The following is a 15,112-nucleotide window of genomic DNA, read 5'->3' on the forward strand; positions in this document are numbered from 1 at the left end:
GTGGTCAGACACATGGCACACCGTGGCCGGCCGGAGTGGGGACCTGTGATGTCACAGCGCAGCAGCCCGCAAGAGGCAGCTCCCTGCGGTCATCGCGAACAGCACCTCGCGCCATGCGGGTGTCGCCGAGCGCCTGCCGGTGCCACGCTCCGTCGCCGCCGCTGTAGCCATAACCGCGAATCGCGCGATTATCGTCCAGTACGCCGGCTATGCCGGGTACTTGCCGTTGCCAGCCGCAACACGCAACCAACCAGCAGGGAGGTGCTGAGTCCGTCCGGGCATCCGGGCTGCTCGGCGCTGTTCGCGGCGGCGGCGTGTGGTCCGGCCTCTCGGTCGTCGGCCGGGGGGACCCGGCGGGCTGGAGCGTGTAGTTCCAGTCGCCGTGGAAACGGTGGCGGGTCATCGGCAGCGCATCGATCTCGTCGTCGGTGACCTTGACCCCGGCGTCGTAGGTGCCCGGGTCGAGTTCGGTGTGGACTCTCAGCCCGGTGCGGGTGGTGGTCGCCGCGATGCTGTTCACGATCACTTCGTGGCTGGTCAGCGGCCTGCCGCGCCAGTTCATGCTGATGTGGGAGAACAGCCGGCGCTCTGCTCCACCTTGTTCCACTTCGATGTGCCGAGGGGCAGGTGACAGACGGATGTCCAGATCGGTCTGGGCGGCCGGGGCCGCGAGTTCGCTCTTCCAGGCGCGGGTGTGGTAGCCGTTGGAGTCGCCCGCGTCGGCGGTGATCAGCAGCCGGGCGGCACGCGGGTAGTCGTGGCGACCGACTGCCTGCCACCAGCGGCGGATCGAGCTCGACTTCGTCGTCCAGCCCAGCGGCGACATCGGATCCCCGCGCACATCCGGCTCGACAAAGTGCCAGCAGCGCGGCGTTCTTCCGACCGCCGCCGGGCCGGCGCACCCGCCCCAGCGGTTCCTCGCCGGCCTCCAGCTCGTCCACACCCTTACGCACCGTTGTCTCACTGACCCCAGCAGCTCGCGCGACCGCCCGGATCCCGCCATGTCCCAGGACCCGGGCCTCGGCCCCATCAATAGCCGCCGCTGCCTCTCGTCCAAATGCGGGAACAACACCTCAAACTTCACGGCAAGCTGGTGACAGATCGGACCGGATACGCATATACCACACCAACTCGCCGAACCACCGGAAGCAACAGGTTGATTCTCTGCAGAGCCCTTAGGCAGTCCGGGCCCTTGCCCTCGCCCCCGGCGTCACCGGTGTCGAGCCGCGCCTCGGCGATCTCCTGCTTCGTCGGTTTCTGGTGGATCCGGTGACCCCTGTCGACGACGGTGTCGGCGCCCTCGTTCTCCAGCTCCAACGAGCGTCGCACCTGCGCGTCCTCTTTGGGTGGGACCCTGGTACGCCGGCCGGTGGGTGAGCCGCCGCTCGGTTGCATTGGGCTGGTGGCCCCTGCAGGGCGGTCAGCTTGTGGTCTCCGCAGACTGACGGATGGTGGCCATTGCGGTGCTCCAGGTGATGAGCTGGTCGAGGGTGCCGGCCAGCACGCCGTGTTGGTGGTCGCTGGGTTTGAATTCGCGGAACCTGACAAAGTCGGTCGCCAGGCCCAGCGACACCTGAGCGCTGACGTGGGCGATCTGCAGAGCGCTGAGAGTCAGCCGCAGTTGTTCCACCGCGCGTACACCGCCCTGAGCGCCGTAGGAGACGAACGCGGCGGCTTTGTTGTTCCATTCGCCGTACACCCGGTCGAGGGCGTTCTTCAGGACGCCGGGAGCGGAGTGATTGTATTCGGGCGTGACGATGACGTACCCGTCGTACTGCGCGACGATCCGCGCCCACGCCTTGGTGTGTTCATTGGTGTACTGCCCACGGGCGGGCGGCACCGGTTCGTCGATCGCTGGCAGGTGGTGCTCGGCCAGGTCGATCAGGTCGAAGGTGGCGTCGGTTCGCCGGCTGGCCTGTTCGAGGACCCAGCGGGCGACGGCCTCGCCGTTGCGGCCGGGGCGCGTGCTGCCCAGGATGATCCCGATTTTGATCATGGTGTGTGCTCAGTCCTTCGTGAGGGTTTCGTCGGTGAGGAACGCGTCGATGACGGAAAATGTCTCGTCGGGGGCTTGGGCAGGTGCCCGGCGTCGGGGATCAGCACGAACCGCGCGTTGGGCACGGCGTCGGTGAGGTCCAGGCCGGGCCGGGGTCGCAGAAACGTTGAGGTGGGGGAAGCGTTCATACGCGCGGGTCTCCTCTCTGGAATGCCGGAGGTCAACGGTCACTGGGCATGTGCGTACTCCGCGAACTGGTCGACGAGGCTCTGCGGGGCGTTGTCATTGAAACAGATCTCGAGGTTGGTGGCGGCCCCCGACGCGGCGTCCGCGCTGCACGGGAATAGGGCCTACTCGTACGCTGCCAGGGCGGCCTCGATGTCGCCGTCGGCGTCGGCGATCAGAGCCCGCAGCTCAGGAGCCCAATACGCCAACAATCCGATCGAGGCTGATCACAGCCAGCTGAAACACCGTTTGAGACCGATGCGCGGACTACGAACGGACAAGACAGCGCAGGTGATCATCGCCGGGCACGCATTCATGCAGACGTCCGACACGGCCACTACGAACTCGCCATCGACGCTCCGCCGGCTACCCGGGTCGCCGCGGCGTTTACCGAACTCGCCCAGGCGATCTGACCTCCGACCCGAGAAGGGTTGGACACGTCCGCCGACCTCACAACGCAACGGCGCCGCCACCGGTCGGTCCTGCTCATGGCCGACCGCGACGGACCAGACGACGCCGCGCCCACGAGGGAAGCTCGGGAACCTCCCGCTGGAGCAGGTCGCGGCGCTGGGGCTGACCAACTCGGTCATCAACGCCTACAACCGGATGGGATCGCCTCGGCCGCAGTGCCGCCGCTGCGGGGCTGAATCACCGGCAGCACCCGGTTGACCAGCTCCTCGCGGAAACGCTCGGGCTGGGTGAAGGCGGCGAAGTGGCTGGCGCCCTTGATGAGCGCCATCTCCTTGTGCGGCGCGTCGATATGCGCAAAATACTCCTGCGCAAGGTCGGTCAGAGTGAGCACGTCGCTGGCGCCCTGGAAGACGAAGATCGGCAGCTCGTAGCGGACAGACATGTCGTAGGCATTGAAGGACATGTACTCACTGAACATGGCCTTCTGCGTGGCCAGGAAGCCTGCGAGCAGGTGCCACGCCTCCCGCTTGCTGTAGACGCCACCCTTGAGCGCCAGCGAGAACAGCAGCTTGGTCACGGCGTTGGGGGTGACCGGGTCGGTGGCCATCGTCCACTTCATCTTGATCTGCCACGCCTTGAGATCCCACGCGGCCGGGTCGCCGCCGATCTTTTCCAGGTCGCGGGCGGCCTTGGTGTTGCCGGCCGCCGTCACGCGCTCCAGACAACGGGCGTAGCCGAGGGCCTCGTTGCGGTGCATGTCCGCGTAAAGGTCCGTGGTGACCAGCGCGGAGTAGAGGTCGGGGCGGCGCTGGACCAGCGGCAGGCCGATGATCGCGCCCATCGAGCCGGCCATCAGGACGATCTTGTCCTTGTTGAGGTGGGCACGCAGGAACTCGGTGACCTCGATTGCGTCCTCAAGGTGCCGGTCGAAGGGAGCCGCCTGCTTGGTGCCGCGTGCGCGGGTCTTGCCGCAGCCGCGCCGGTCCCACTGGACGACGGTGAAGTGGCGCTCCCAGGACCGGATCAGGGGGGTGAACACGGCGTAGGGGGAGCCCGGGCCGCCGTGCAAGACCAGGAGCACGGGGTTGTTGGCGCTCTCGCCGCGGATCTGGATCCACTGCTCGACGCCGCCGATGCGGACGTAGTGCTCTTCGTTGATCGTCACGCCGGAACCGTACACTCGTCTCAGACGTCTGTGTAAGACGAGTGTATGAGAGTTCTGTATGATGGAGGGCGTGGGAAACCGGGAAGCCCTGCTCCAGGGCGCCAAGCAGTGCTTGTTCGAGAAGGGCGTCACGCGTACGACGGCGCGCGACATCGCCACGGCGGCAGGGGTGAGCCTGGCCGCGATCGGATACCACTTCGGGTCCACCGAGGCGCTGCTCAACCAGGCGCTGTTCGAGGCCGTGGGAGAGTGGGGCGCGCGGCTGGGTGAGGCCATGGGGGCTGGCGGCGACCCGGCGGCGATCTGGGACGGCGTCATCGCCTCGGTGCGGTCCGACCGTGCGATGTGGACGGTCCAATACGAGCTGGTCGGGCAGATTGACCGCGCGGATCAGCTCCACACGTTTCTCACGGATTCCCAGCGGTACGCGCGAAGCGAGCTGGCTGGGCTCTTCGCCTCACATACGGAGAGTGCGGCCGGTGACGAGGAGCGACGCCTGCTGGGTGGGCTCTACCAGGCGATCCTGGGGGGCCTGGTCATGCAGTGGCTCGTCGATCCGCAGAACGCACCGACCGGCGCCGACATCGTGGCCGCCCTCAAACTCGCCGCCCGCGATTAGCTGTTCCACATCCTTCGAAGTGGGACAACCCTCCCAAAATCGCTGAACCATCACCTGCCTACTCATCCTCCCGGCGACCAGACAGCCAATGATCTCCGCGTTGCGGGCGGGCGGCGACCCGGTAGCGGTTGCAGTAGCTCTCGTGGCACAGACAGGAGCCGCCGCGCATCACCCGATGCTCACCGGCGGAGGGCCACGCGGGTCGATGCGGGTGGCCGGCGTCGCCGGTACGTGCCAGTCGGCGCTGAGCCAGTCGGCGCACCACTCCGTAGGCCATGCCGACAGCGTGGCGGTTGCGGTCGGTCAGCAGGCTGGCCCGGTCGGCGAGCACAGCACGGCGGTCAGGGACGTGAACCCCGGAGACCGCCCGGACGGTGTCGGTTCACCGGCGCAGGGCGAGGGTGACTGAGCCGGTCGCGGAACCGGACGGGTCGACGACGATGGTGTAGGTGCCGGTGTCCGGCAGGACGGTCGGTTCGATGCCGCCAGCGCCGTTGACGACGCAGCCGCTGCTCAGCCTCGCGCCGTCCGCGTCGCGCAACTCCAGGGGAGAGCACTGGTCGGGCAGGGTGGCGGCGGTGGCGGTCAGGGTTACCGACGCACCGGCGGCGCCGGTGAACTGATAGCGGATGACGGCGCCGGGTTGGTCGACGGTGGCCACGACCGGCGGCCCGTCGACGCTGATGGCACCGGCCTGGTCCCGGGTGGCGAACAGTTTCAGCGCGACGGTGCCGACGCTGCGGTCCGACGGGTCCACCAGCACGGTGTAGGTGCCGTCGGCGGGCAGTACCGTGCCCTCGACGTCGCCTGCGCCGTTGATGACGCAGCCGGTTTTCAGCGTCCGGCCGGCCGGGTCGCGTAGTTCGAGCGGGGAGCACTGGTCGCGCAGGGTGCTCTCGGGCACCTCGATGAACACCCGCTGGCCGGCGCTGCCGGTGAACCGGAAACGGGCCAGCGCGCCGGGCTGTTCGATCGTCGCGAACACCGCCGGGCCGTTCGGTCGGATGGTGCCGGTGATGTCCCGGGCGGCGTAGACCCGCACGGTGGCCCGGCCGGTGTCGCCGCCGGCGGCGTCGACCACCACCGTGTACGTGCCGTCGATGGTGAGGTCGGCGCGATCGATGTAGCCGACGCCGTTGATGTTGCAGCCGCTGGCGACGTTGCTCCCGGTCGGATCGACGAGCCGGTACGGGGAGCACCGGTCGGCCAGGCCGGGAGCGGTGATGTCGACGAACACGGCGTCGCCGGCGTGTGCGGGGAAGGTCAGCCCGTCGCCGCCGGGCTTCAGCGTGGCCGTGGCGATCGGTGGCGCGGCGACCGGTGCGGCGGCGGGTGGGGCGACCTGCTCGGTGGCGGCGGCGCTGACGGCGAACTCGGGGCGGCCGGTCACGGCGACGTCGAACACGCATTCGGCGAGTTGCCCGGGGTCGGTGACGCCGGCCCACCGGCACGCCTCCTCCGCCTGGGCCCGTTGGTCCGGGTCGAGGTCGGTGACGGTCATCGACCGGTCGGGGAAGGTGCCGTCGGTGAAGGACTGGGTGTTCTGGCCGTCGGCGTAGCTGAACATGGAGCCGTCCTGGGTGATCCGCCAGCTGTCCGCGTACGACGGGTAGAGCTTCTCGAACGGCACGGGCTGGGTCAGCGCGGCGCCGGACGGTGGGGCGATGTCGTTGGCCGGGTCACCGTCGAAGTTGCCGAGCAGGCCACGCACCTGCCCGGCCCGGCTGGGCGCCAGCTTCATCAGCAGCCGGTAGCCGTAGGAGCCGATCTGGTCGACCGCGGCGGCGGAGCCATCGGGCCAGCTCAGGTCGTACCCGTCCGCGGCGCCGATGTCGGAGGCCCGGCGGGTGAGGGTGCCGCCGTCGGGCAGGGCCGTCTCCCCGGGCGCCACGACGACCGGTTCGCCGTCGACGCGTACCTGGGTGCCGCCGTCGACCAGGGTGAGGGCGACCCGGTGGTCACCGACCCGGAAGGCGATCGCGGAGTTGACCGACACGGTTCGCAAGGTGCCCATCGGCGTCTGCCGGACCTGCACCGCGAGCGGGTCGCCCGCAGTCGAGGCGACCAGCACGAACTCGCCGACAGCCTGGAAGTCGTAGTAGAACCGGTCGAAGGTCACCAGGTGGGGGTCGCCGTTGGTGCCGCCGCAGCTGCGGCCGCCGTCCTCGCACAGCTTGACCGGGCCCTTGGTCGGCGGGGTCTTCTTCTTGGGCTTCCTGCACTCGTCGAGGCTCTTCGGCAGGGTCTTGCCCTCGTACTCGGTTCGCAGTGGCAGGCCCTTGGCCGCCCGGTACCTGTTCTCCGCCAGCGTCGCCTTGACCTCGGCGGTCTTGATCCCGGTGGAGCCGCAGTCGCCCTGCGGGACGGCGCCGCGGGAGATGTCGTCGGAGTGGACGAGCTCGTGGTAGAGCGCCGCGCAGGGGTTTCGCGCGACGCCGTCGCCATACGGGTCGACGGAGGTGGGGTTCCAGGTCACGGTGGACGAGCCCTTGCCACTCTTGCTGCGCGGGGTCTCGAACGAGCCCGACCCGCCGCCGGTGGGGATGATCCGCACCCGGGGCTTGCTCTTGTCCTTGAGCCGGGGCAGGATGCCCGCCGGATCGCCGCCGGGCGCGGCGAACGCCTGGAGGCAGCCGTCGACCTCGCTCTGGAAGTCGACGCCGCTCACGGGGACGCCGGCGTTCGGGTCGACCTCGTAGTCGGCCCAGGCGGCCCGGCCTCCCCCGCCGACGAGGACGCCGACGCCGACGAGCACCAGGGCGACGGCGGCGGCCGCGCTCCGGTAACGGCGGCGACGACGGCGACGGCGCATCAGGAGCAGAAGCAGGAGTACGACCACCAGCGCGCCGAGGGCGAGCACCAGTAGCACCCCGCCGAGCCGGAGCCACCGGGCGTAGCCCTGGGCGTCGTCGCCGACGGTGAAGGTGGTGGTCCGCAGGGCCGTCGCACCTGGGCAGGGGGTGACGGCACCGGTCACCGGCAGCGCCGCATAACTCGCCGTGACCTCGTAGCGCCCGGGTGCACCGACCGGCCACAGGGTGTCCAGCCCACCGCCGTCGGGGGTCGCGGCCACCGACCGCAGCACGACGTCGCCGGGGTCAGCGCCGGCGTGCACCCGGACACTGGCCAGGGACACGGTCACGGTCGTGCCGGGTTCCACCGTCGCCATGCCGGAAATCGCGGCGGCGTTGATGCCGTCGTCGTAGAAGCTGCGGCCGACAACCGGGACCAGGTCCTGCCCGTCCCGGCGTACGGAGGTCACCCGCACGGCCCCGTCGGCGGCCTTCGCCAGCCCGCAGGCCGCGTCGGTGGAGTTGGTCACCACGAACGTCAACCGGACCGGGTCGCCCGGCCGATACGACGACTGGGTGGTGCGCAGGTCAAGACCGAGGCCTCCGTCGGCCGGCGCGGCGTGGGCCGCCATGGGCCACGCCACCAGGGCAGCCGCCAGGACGGCGACCCCGCTCACGACTCGCGCGATCCTTCTCATGAGCGGCACTGTAGAGACCGGTGTCACGTGTCCACGTCCGCTGTCGTCCGTCGGTCACCGCCGGTCGACTCAGGCCTCCCAGGGCGCACGCCCTGGCCGCGCCTCGCTCGACCCGGTGACCACCGTCCCCGGCCGGACAGAAGCCGGCCGGGGACGCACATATCGAGCGGCGTGCCGGCCACATTGAACGCGAGCGCGGGAGCGTTGGTCGTCTCGCCCGCCGTCCGGTGGTGGCCGGCCCTGCCGTCAGTGCTCGGTCGCCGGACGCTGGGCGGTGAACCAGTCGCAGATCTCGCTGCCGGTGAGGAAGATGGTGTCCCCCCGATTCGACAACTCGTCCAGGATGCGGTCGAAGTACCGGATCCGGTGTGGTACCCCGACCATGTGGGGATGGATCGGCAGGGTGAGCACCCTCGGTTCGAGTGCCGCCTCGGCGGCGAGCACCTCGACGGTCTCGGTGAATCGCCGGTACATCTCGTCGGAGGAGTGTTTCTCGGTGGCGTAGATGATGCTGTCGTTCAACTCCAGCGAGTACGGCAGCGCGACCATTGGTCTCGGCTGGGCCGCCAGCCAGACCGGAACGTCGTCGACCACCCAGTCACAGGTGTAGTCGACGCCCGCCGCGGCCAGCAGGTCGGGAGTCGTGAAGGTCTCCTGGAGGCCGGGACCGAGCCATCCCCTGGGTCGCCGGCCGGTGAACTCCTCGATCTTGCGCAGACACTCGTCGATCACCACGCTCTCGTCCGGTGCCGACGGCAGCGCCTGCTGGTGCAGACCGTGTGCGATGAACTCCCAGCCGGTGTCCCGCAGTCGCCCGGCCGCCTCCGGATAGGCGTCGATGACGGCGGCGTTGAAACTGACGCTGGCCGGCAGCCCGCGATCGGTGAGCGCGGACACCACCCGGGGTAGTCCCCGGCGCATGCCGTACTCGGCCCAGCTGTAGTTCGGCACGTCCGGGATGTGGTCCGCACCGTGCGGGCTACCCAGGAGTTTGCGGGGCATCGGGGCATCCAGCGGCCAGTGCTCGACGTTGAGCACCACGTGCACGATCAGTCCCTTGCCCGGGGCGGGTGGTTCCAGCCCGGCGCCGCTCTCGCCGTACGAGTAGGCGATACGTGGTGTCGTGGGGGTCATCGCCGTTCCTCTGTGCTCGACCAGATCTCGATGATGTCGGCGGCCGGTCCGACTGTGGCGTACCGGTGTCGGGCGGTGTCCAGGGTGGCCTGGTGCAGTTCCATGTCCCACGACGCGCAGGCGTCTTCGGGGATGACCACGTAGTAGTCGTGGCTGAACGCCTCCCGCGCGGTCGCCTCGACGCAGGCGTTGGTGGACACACCGGCGCAGATGACGGTCGACCGGGCGAGGCTCCGCAGCACCAGGTCGAGGTTGGTTCCGGCGAACCCGCTGTAGCGGTACTTCTTCACCAGGATGTCGTCCTCGGTCGGTGTGAGTTCGTCGATCACCTGCTGCCCCCAGGATCCGTCGACGCAGATGTCCACGACGGAGAAGCTCGCCCGGCTGCGCGCGTCCAGCCACGGCCCGGAGTCACTGGCGTGGTCCGGCAGGGTGGTGTGTGACACGTAGATGACGGGCACCCCGACGGTGTGGGCCGCGTCGATGAGCTGGCGTTGCACCGGGACCACGGCCCGGGCCGCGCTGGCGTCCCGGCCGCCCCGGACGATCGTCTTGCCCGCAGGGTGCAGGAAGTCGTTACTCATGTCGATGATCAGCAGCGCGGCACGGTCGGGGCGTACCTTCTCCGGCAGCGTGCCCAGTACGGTCGGCCGGCGCCGGTTTCCGAGGGTCGGGTCGGGCGTGGGTGCCGGATTGGGGTCGGTCATGTGATCGTCTCCTGGTCCGTGTCCTCGCGGTGGCGCTGACCCGCCGTGACCTCAAGGACGCTGCCGAAAGGGTGCCCCAGGGCGGGCGGAGCCGCCAACCGGGCACGCTTCAGCTCTGGCTCCGCTGCCGGCTGATGAGCTGGCGGGTGATGACGTTGCGTTGGATCTCGTTGGTGCCCTCGCCCACGATCATCAGCGGCGCGTCCCGGAAGTACCGTTCGATGTCGAATTCCGTCGAGTATCCGTAGCCGCCGTGGATTCGCAACGCGTCCAGGGCGATCTGCATGGCGGTCTCCGAGGCGAACAGTTTCGCCATCCCCGCTTCCAGGTCGCAGCGCTCGCCCCGGTCCAGGCGTTCCGCCGAGTCGTGCAGCATCAACCGAGCCGCGGTGAGTTTGGTCGCCATGTCCGCGAGGTAGTTCGAGATCGACTGGTGCTTCCAGATCTGGACGCCGAAGCTCTCCCGCTCCTGGGCGTAGCGCAACGAGTCCTCGAAAGCGGCCCGGCCGACCCCGACGGCCCGCCCGGCAACCTGGATCCGGCCGATCTCCAAGCCACGCATCATCTGGGCGAACCCGCGTCCGGGCACGCCACCGAGCACCGCGTCGGCCGGCACCCGGTAGTCGTCGAAGCTGAGTTCACAGCTCTCCACACCCTTGTAGCCGAGCTTGGGCAGATCGCGGGAGACTTCGAAGCCGGTCCCCTTCTCCGCCAGCAGAACGCTGATCCCGGCGTGCGGCGGCGTGGCCGTCGGGTCGGTCTTGCACAGCAGCGCGACCAGGCCGGACCGGCGCGCGTTGGTGATCCAGGTCTTGGACCCGTTGACGACGTACTCGTCACCGTCCAGGCGAGCCACGGTGCGGAGCGCCTGGAGATCTGATCCACCCCCGGGCTCGGTGAGCGCCATCGCCGCACGCAGTTCACCGGTGGCCATTCGGGGCAGGTAGCGCTGTCGTTGCTCCTCCGTGCCGTAGAGAAGGATCAGCTTGGCCACCACGGTGTGCCCGCCGATCACGCCGGCCAGCGACATCCAGCCCCGGGCGAGCTCCTCGGTGACCATCGCGTAACAGACGGTGGAGACACGGACCTCGCCGTACGGCTCGGGGATGGTCAGGCCGAACATCCCCATGGCCGCCATCTGTTTGATGAGGTCTTCGGGGTAGACGTTGTCGTGTTCGAGGTCTCGGACGACCGGCTTGACTTCTCTGTCGACGAAGTCCCGAACCAAGTCCACGATCGCCCGTTCCTCGGCGGAAAGTAGGAACAACTTGATCTCCTTCGTCAAGTTCGATTATCCAGAAAATAATATATTTGATGGCGGGCTAGAGCAAGAGCACACCGGACCGGACCTGCAACAACCTGGCCCGGGCGACCCGGGCCGGACCCGACGACGCGTGGCAGCAGCCGGTTCCCGGGCCGCCCCGACGATCATCGCCGGGCTGGTCCGGCGCGACCCGGCCCACTTCTCCCGGGCAGCACTGCGACGAGCTGCCCCAGCCCACCCGCGGTGGGCAGGTTCGCCACGGCCGCCAGCCCGGCGGCGATCTCGGGCCCCGTCAGGCCCGCCCGATCGAGCAGCCGGCCGGCCTTGGCCTCGATCTCGCCGGCGGTCATGGGTGACTCCGGGTCACCCTTGGCGTCCCGGACCTGCTCGCGGTACCACCGTCCCTGGAATGCCACCGACACCTGCGCCCCCCAACTCGACGGATACGCCGACGTGTACGGTTCCCCGCTGGCCACCCGCACCCGGGCCCGGATCGCCGCCAGCTCGGGATCGCGCAGGGCCGGCGGGGCCACATCGTCCAGGGATGGCTCCCCACGCGCCAGCGCGACAGCCACCAGGTGCTGAACCGAGAACAACGCCTCCGGGGTCGACGCCGGTCGGGGCTGATCGGTGAAGCCCAACGCCTCCGGGTAGGTGACGACCTCGATCTCCTCGATCCGCCCGGCGGGCACCCCGTCCGCCACCAGGTGCCGCCGCAGCCGAAGCGCGGCGTCCACGGCGGGGTGCGCATGCCGGCAGCCCGGCCACGGTTTGAGGGAGGTCTCGGTGATCTTCCACTCGGCACCGCCGGGCCGGTTGACGGCCTCGGGCTCGGCATCCGGACAGCTTGCCGCAAACAGGCCCAGCTCCCCCTCAAGAACGTGCCGTGGACCGGTCAGCCCCAGGTGCGCCAGCCGCGCCGCGCGCAGTCCGGCGCTGGCCGACTCCCCGACGTGGACCAGCTTGGACATCGTCCGTTCGAGGCGGCAACGCCACAGACCGCCGGTACGGCTCCCCGCGTTACCAAGGGCGTCGACCCACTGACGGTTGGTAAGCTCCAGCAGGCTCGCGCCGGCCGCCGCGGCCCCGAACGCGCCACAGGTGCTCGTCGGGTGGAAGTACCGGTAATGGGTGGGCCCGGTCGCCTCACCGATCCGGATCATCACCTCATACCCCCGAACCACGGCGTCGAGGAACCGCGTCCCGTTCGTCCCCTGTCGTTGGGCCATCGCCAGGGCCGCCGCGATCACCACCGGCCCGGGATGCAGCCTGGCCCGTCGATGTGTGGCGTCCATCTCCAGCACCAGAGCCAGCCCCGCGTTGACGAACGCGGCGGTCGACTCGGCCCGTTCGCCGTACCCGATGGTCCACGCCGGACCGTCGTCGGCGGAGGCGGCGAACGCGGTGAGGATGCCGCCCTCCTCGGTGCCGAGACCAGCCGTCGCGGTCGCGATCCAGTCGAGCACATGCAGCGCGGCGACCCTGCGCGCATCCGCGTCGACCGGACGGCGTACCTCGGCGACCAGCGCCTCCGTCAGCGACGGCTCGTCCAGCTCACCGATCTCAGTCACCGTCGGCCCCGCCCAGGGCAGCGCGATGCGCGGCCAGGATCCGCTCGGCCCGGAGCCGGACGGGCAGGTCCACCATCTCCGTGCCGACCCGGCCGGCCGACGACCCCGCGTCGGTCGCGCCCAGCACCTGGGTAGCCCAGGCAACCCGGTCCGCCGATGGCCGCAACGCGCGGTGCGCCGGGGGAATCTGCCGGGGATGGACACAGAGCTTGCCGGTGAATCCCAATGCCCTGGCGCGCTCGGTGGCGGTGAACACCTCCCGCTCGTCGTCGAGCCCGGCGCTGACCCCGTCCACGGGACCGGGCAGGCCAGCCAGTCGGGAGGCGACGACCAACTCGGCGCGGGCCGACAGCAACGGCTCCCACGCCTCCTCGGCGTCGAGGTCCAGGGCCAGGTCGACCGTGCCGATCGCCAGCCGGGCCACCGCCGGGGCAGCCGCGACCTCGCGGGCCCGGGCCACCCCCCGGGCGCTCTCGATCAGCGCGAGCACCGGGACCCCGAGCCGGTCGCCAACCATCTGGAGCACGTCCGGATCCTCAGCCTTCGCGACCACCACGGCGGTGAGCCCGGGTACGCCAGCAAGGGCGGCCAGGTCATCGGCCTGCTCCGGACCGGCGTTGATCCGCACCGCGGCGGCACCGGTGCCGTGGAGCCAGCCCCGGACCCACTGCCGCGCGGCCGGCTTGTCCGGCCCGCTGACCGCGTCCTCCAGGTCGAGAATGACCTCGTCAGCCCCAGCCGCGACGGCCTTGCCGAAGCGGTCGGGACGGGACCCGGGCACGAACAGCAGCGTCCGAGCGGTCTCCACCGATCGCCGCGCGGTGGTTGCGTTCACGCGTCGACCGCCGGTACGGGACGCTGCGGGCTGTGCCCCCGCCGGTAGACCAGCAGGGTCCGACGGAAGGTCAACACGACCGCCCCGTCCTGGTTGTAGCCGGCTGTGCGAACCTCGACGATGCCCACGTCAGCGCGCGAACTCGACGGTCGGACGCCGAGCACCTCGGAGCGGGAGTAGAGGGTGTCCCCCTCGAACACCGGATGTGGCATCCGGACCTCGGCCCACTCCAGGTTGGCGAAGACGTTCTGCGACACGTCGGTGACGGATTGTCCGGTGACGATCGACAGGGTCAGGCACGAGTTCACCAGCGGACGGCCGAACGCGGTCTGTTTGGCGTAGTGGTGGTCGAAGTGCAGGGGGGCAGTGTTCTGGGTGAGCAGGGTGAACCAGGTGTTGTCCGTCGAGGTGATGGTGCGTCCCAACGGGTGCTCGTAGATGTCGCCGACCTCGAAGTCCTCCAGGAACCGGCCGGTCCAGCCAGGCTTGACAGTCATCGGGCAGCCCCATCGGCACTCATTCGCGAAATCTCCTCATCGGTGAACTCGAGCTCGGCCAGCACGGTGCGGGTGTGCTGGCCGAGGGCGGGCACCGGATCGACCCGCACGGCGAGCTGCTCCGAGGTGACCGGGGGCAGCAGGGTCCGCACCTCACCGGCCGGGGTCGCCACGTCCGTCCACCGGTTCCGCGCGGTGAGCTGTACGTGGTCGAGGAAGTTCGTCACGGTGTTGACCGTCGCGTTGGCGATCCCGGCCTTGTCGAGTCGGACCGTGATCTCGGCGACGCTGAACCGATTCATCCACCTGGCCAGCTCCTGATCGAGGTCCGCCCGGTGGGCCACCCGGTCGGAGTTGCTGTCGAACCGTGGGTCATCCGCCAGCGCCGGCGCTTCGAGGACCTCGAAGGCGAAGCGACGCCACTCACGCTCGTTCTGGACGGCAAGCTGAACGGTGCCGTCGGCGACCGGGTACGGGCCGTACGGCGCGATGACCGTGTGGTGGGCGCCGAACCGGCGTGGGTCCGTTCCGGTGTATCGGGCCATCAGCGCGGGTTGCGACATCCACTCGGCGAGGGCGTCGAACAGCGAGACCTCCAGCGCGCACCCCTCGCCGGTGCGTTCCCGACGGTAGAGCGCGGTCAGGATGCCGCTGTAGGCGTAGACGCCACCGGCGATGTCGGCCACCGAGATCCCCACCTTCACCGGCGTGTCCGGGGTCCCGGTGACGGACAGCAGGCCGGTCTCGCACTGGATGAGCGCGTCGTACGCCTTGCGGTCACGCCACGGGCCACCGTTGCCGTAGCCGCTGATCGAGCAGGTGATCAGCTCCGGCCGGTCGGCGCGCAACTCCTCGACCGCGAAGCCGAGCCGGTCCACCGCCCCTGGGGCGAGGTTCTGCACGAACACGTCCGCCCGGGCGAGCAGTCGACGCAGCGCGGTTCGGCCGCCCGGTGACTTGAGATCCAGGACCACCGACTCCTTCGAGCGGTTGAGCCAGACGAAGTAGCTCGACTGGCCGTGCACAGTACGGTCGTAGCCCCGGGCGAAGTCGCCCTCAGGTCGTTCGATTTTGATCACGCGTGCGCCGAGGTCGGCGAGTTGCCGGGTGGCGAACGGCGCGGCAACGGCCTGTTCGAGTGAGACGACGACGAGGCCATCCAGAGGGAGCACACGTCCTCCTTGTCCTGGTTCGCTAC

At 69.7% G+C, this 15,112-nt stretch carries 14 protein-coding genes; 2 read left to right on the forward strand and 12 right to left on the reverse strand.

Features of this window, described 5'->3' with window-relative positions:
- Window positions 1-4: 4 nt before the first annotated feature.
- From OG617_RS34005 to OG617_RS34015, 3 genes are all read right to left on the reverse strand, one after another.
- A complete protein-coding gene (locus tag OG617_RS34005; RefSeq protein WP_405097269.1) occupies window positions 5-826 on the reverse strand; it encodes an ISAzo13-like element transposase-related protein in 822 nt (273 codons plus the stop codon).
- Window positions 827-1,080: 254 nt separating this feature from the next.
- Window positions 1,081-1,317, reverse strand: coding sequence for a hypothetical protein (locus OG617_RS34010; RefSeq protein WP_405097271.1), 237 nt, complete (start codon window positions 1,315-1,317; stop codon window positions 1,081-1,083).
- A 103-nt stretch (window positions 1,318-1,420) separates the two neighbouring features.
- Window positions 1,421-1,996 carry an NADPH-dependent FMN reductase gene (locus OG617_RS34015; protein ID WP_405097273.1) on the reverse strand — a complete coding sequence of 192 codons (576 nt, stop codon included), beginning with the start codon at window positions 1,994-1,996 and terminating at the stop codon, window positions 1,421-1,423.
- Window positions 1,997-2,374: 378 nt separating this feature from the next.
- Here OG617_RS34015 and OG617_RS34020 point away from each other — a divergent pair, with 378 nt between their 5' ends.
- On the forward strand, window positions 2,375-2,890 hold the full coding sequence (locus OG617_RS34020) for a DDE-type integrase/transposase/recombinase (protein ID WP_405097275.1): 516 nt from the start codon (window positions 2,375-2,377) through the stop codon (window positions 2,888-2,890).
- Here the strand turns inward: OG617_RS34020 and OG617_RS34025 are convergent.
- Complete coding sequence (locus tag OG617_RS34025) at window positions 2,811-3,797, reverse strand: alpha/beta fold hydrolase (protein ID WP_405097277.1); 987 nt, start codon at window positions 3,795-3,797, stop codon at window positions 2,811-2,813. The genes OG617_RS34020 and OG617_RS34025 overlap by 80 nt on opposite strands.
- Window positions 3,798-3,867: 70 nt before the next feature.
- Here OG617_RS34025 and OG617_RS34030 point away from each other — a divergent pair, with 70 nt between their 5' ends.
- Entirely contained in the window at window positions 3,868-4,416 is a 549-nt protein-coding gene (locus tag OG617_RS34030; RefSeq protein ID WP_405097280.1) for a TetR/AcrR family transcriptional regulator, read from the forward strand.
- Window positions 4,417-4,798: 382 nt separating this feature from the next.
- Here the strand turns inward: OG617_RS34030 and OG617_RS34035 are convergent, their stop codons facing one another.
- The 8 genes from OG617_RS34035 to OG617_RS34070 all read right to left on the reverse strand — a co-directional run bounded on the left by OG617_RS34035 (window position 4,799) and on the right by OG617_RS34070 (window position 15,086).
- A complete protein-coding gene (locus OG617_RS34035; protein ID WP_405097282.1) occupies window positions 4,799-7,885 on the reverse strand; it encodes a VWD domain-containing protein in 3,087 nt (1,028 codons plus the stop codon).
- Between the two features lie 267 nt (window positions 7,886-8,152).
- The gene (locus OG617_RS34040; RefSeq protein WP_405097284.1) at window positions 8,153-9,040 is read right to left on the reverse strand and encodes a polysaccharide deacetylase family protein; all 888 of its coding nucleotides are present in this window, start codon (window positions 9,038-9,040) and stop codon (window positions 8,153-8,155) included.
- Window positions 9,037-9,747 carry a cysteine hydrolase family protein gene (locus OG617_RS34045; protein WP_405097286.1) on the reverse strand — a complete coding sequence of 237 codons (711 nt, stop codon included), beginning with the start codon at window positions 9,745-9,747 and terminating at the stop codon, window positions 9,037-9,039. The genes OG617_RS34040 and OG617_RS34045 overlap by 4 nt, the downstream gene beginning before the upstream one ends.
- A gap of 109 nt (window positions 9,748-9,856) precedes the next feature.
- Window positions 9,857-11,014, reverse strand: a complete 1,158-nt coding sequence (locus OG617_RS34050) for an acyl-CoA dehydrogenase family protein (protein WP_405097288.1) — start codon at window positions 11,012-11,014, stop codon at window positions 9,857-9,859.
- Window positions 11,015-11,175: 161 nt separating this feature from the next.
- The gene (locus OG617_RS34055; protein ID WP_405097290.1) at window positions 11,176-12,582 is read right to left on the reverse strand and encodes an MmgE/PrpD family protein; all 1,407 of its coding nucleotides are present in this window, start codon (window positions 12,580-12,582) and stop codon (window positions 11,176-11,178) included.
- Complete coding sequence (locus tag OG617_RS34060; protein ID WP_405097292.1) at window positions 12,575-13,417, reverse strand: HpcH/HpaI aldolase/citrate lyase family protein; 843 nt, start codon at window positions 13,415-13,417, stop codon at window positions 12,575-12,577. The genes OG617_RS34055 and OG617_RS34060 overlap by 8 nt, the downstream gene beginning before the upstream one ends.
- A complete protein-coding gene (locus OG617_RS34065) occupies window positions 13,414-13,914 on the reverse strand; it encodes a MaoC family dehydratase (RefSeq protein ID WP_396679618.1) in 501 nt (166 codons plus the stop codon). The genes OG617_RS34060 and OG617_RS34065 overlap by 4 nt, the downstream gene beginning before the upstream one ends.
- Window positions 13,911-15,086, reverse strand: coding sequence for a CaiB/BaiF CoA transferase family protein (locus tag OG617_RS34070; RefSeq protein WP_405097294.1), 1,176 nt, complete (start codon window positions 15,084-15,086; stop codon window positions 13,911-13,913). Before OG617_RS34070 ends, OG617_RS34065 begins: the two co-directional genes overlap by 4 nt.
- Window positions 15,087-15,112: the final 26 nt, after the last annotated feature.

This window comes from Micromonospora sp. NBC_01412 (genome assembly GCF_045040215.1).
GTDB lineage: Bacteria > Actinomycetota > Actinomycetes > Mycobacteriales > Micromonosporaceae > Micromonospora > Micromonospora rubida.

What these genes read in the sequence shown, in the direction of transcription:
- OG617_RS34005 (WP_405097269.1), bottom strand. Translation starts at nt 826, where the DNA reads ATGTCGCCGCTGGGCTGGACGACGAAGTCGAGCTCGATCCGCCGCTGG.
- OG617_RS34015 (WP_405097273.1), bottom strand. Translation starts at nt 1,996, where the DNA reads ATGATCAAAATCGGGATCATCCTGGGCAGCACGCGCCCCGGCCGCAAC.
- OG617_RS34020 (WP_405097275.1), top strand. Translation starts at nt 2,375, where the DNA reads ATGTCGCCGTCGGCGTCGGCGATCAGAGCCCGCAGCTCAGGAGCCCAA.
- OG617_RS34040 (WP_405097284.1), bottom strand. Translation starts at nt 9,040, where the DNA reads ATGACCCCCACGACACCACGTATCGCCTACTCGTACGGCGAGAGCGGC.
- OG617_RS34045 (WP_405097286.1), bottom strand. Translation starts at nt 9,747, where the DNA reads ATGACCGACCCCAATCCGGCACCCACGCCCGACCCGACCCTCGGAAAC.
- OG617_RS34065 (WP_396679618.1), bottom strand. Translation starts at nt 13,914, where the DNA reads ATGACTGTCAAGCCTGGCTGGACCGGCCGGTTCCTGGAGGACTTCGAG.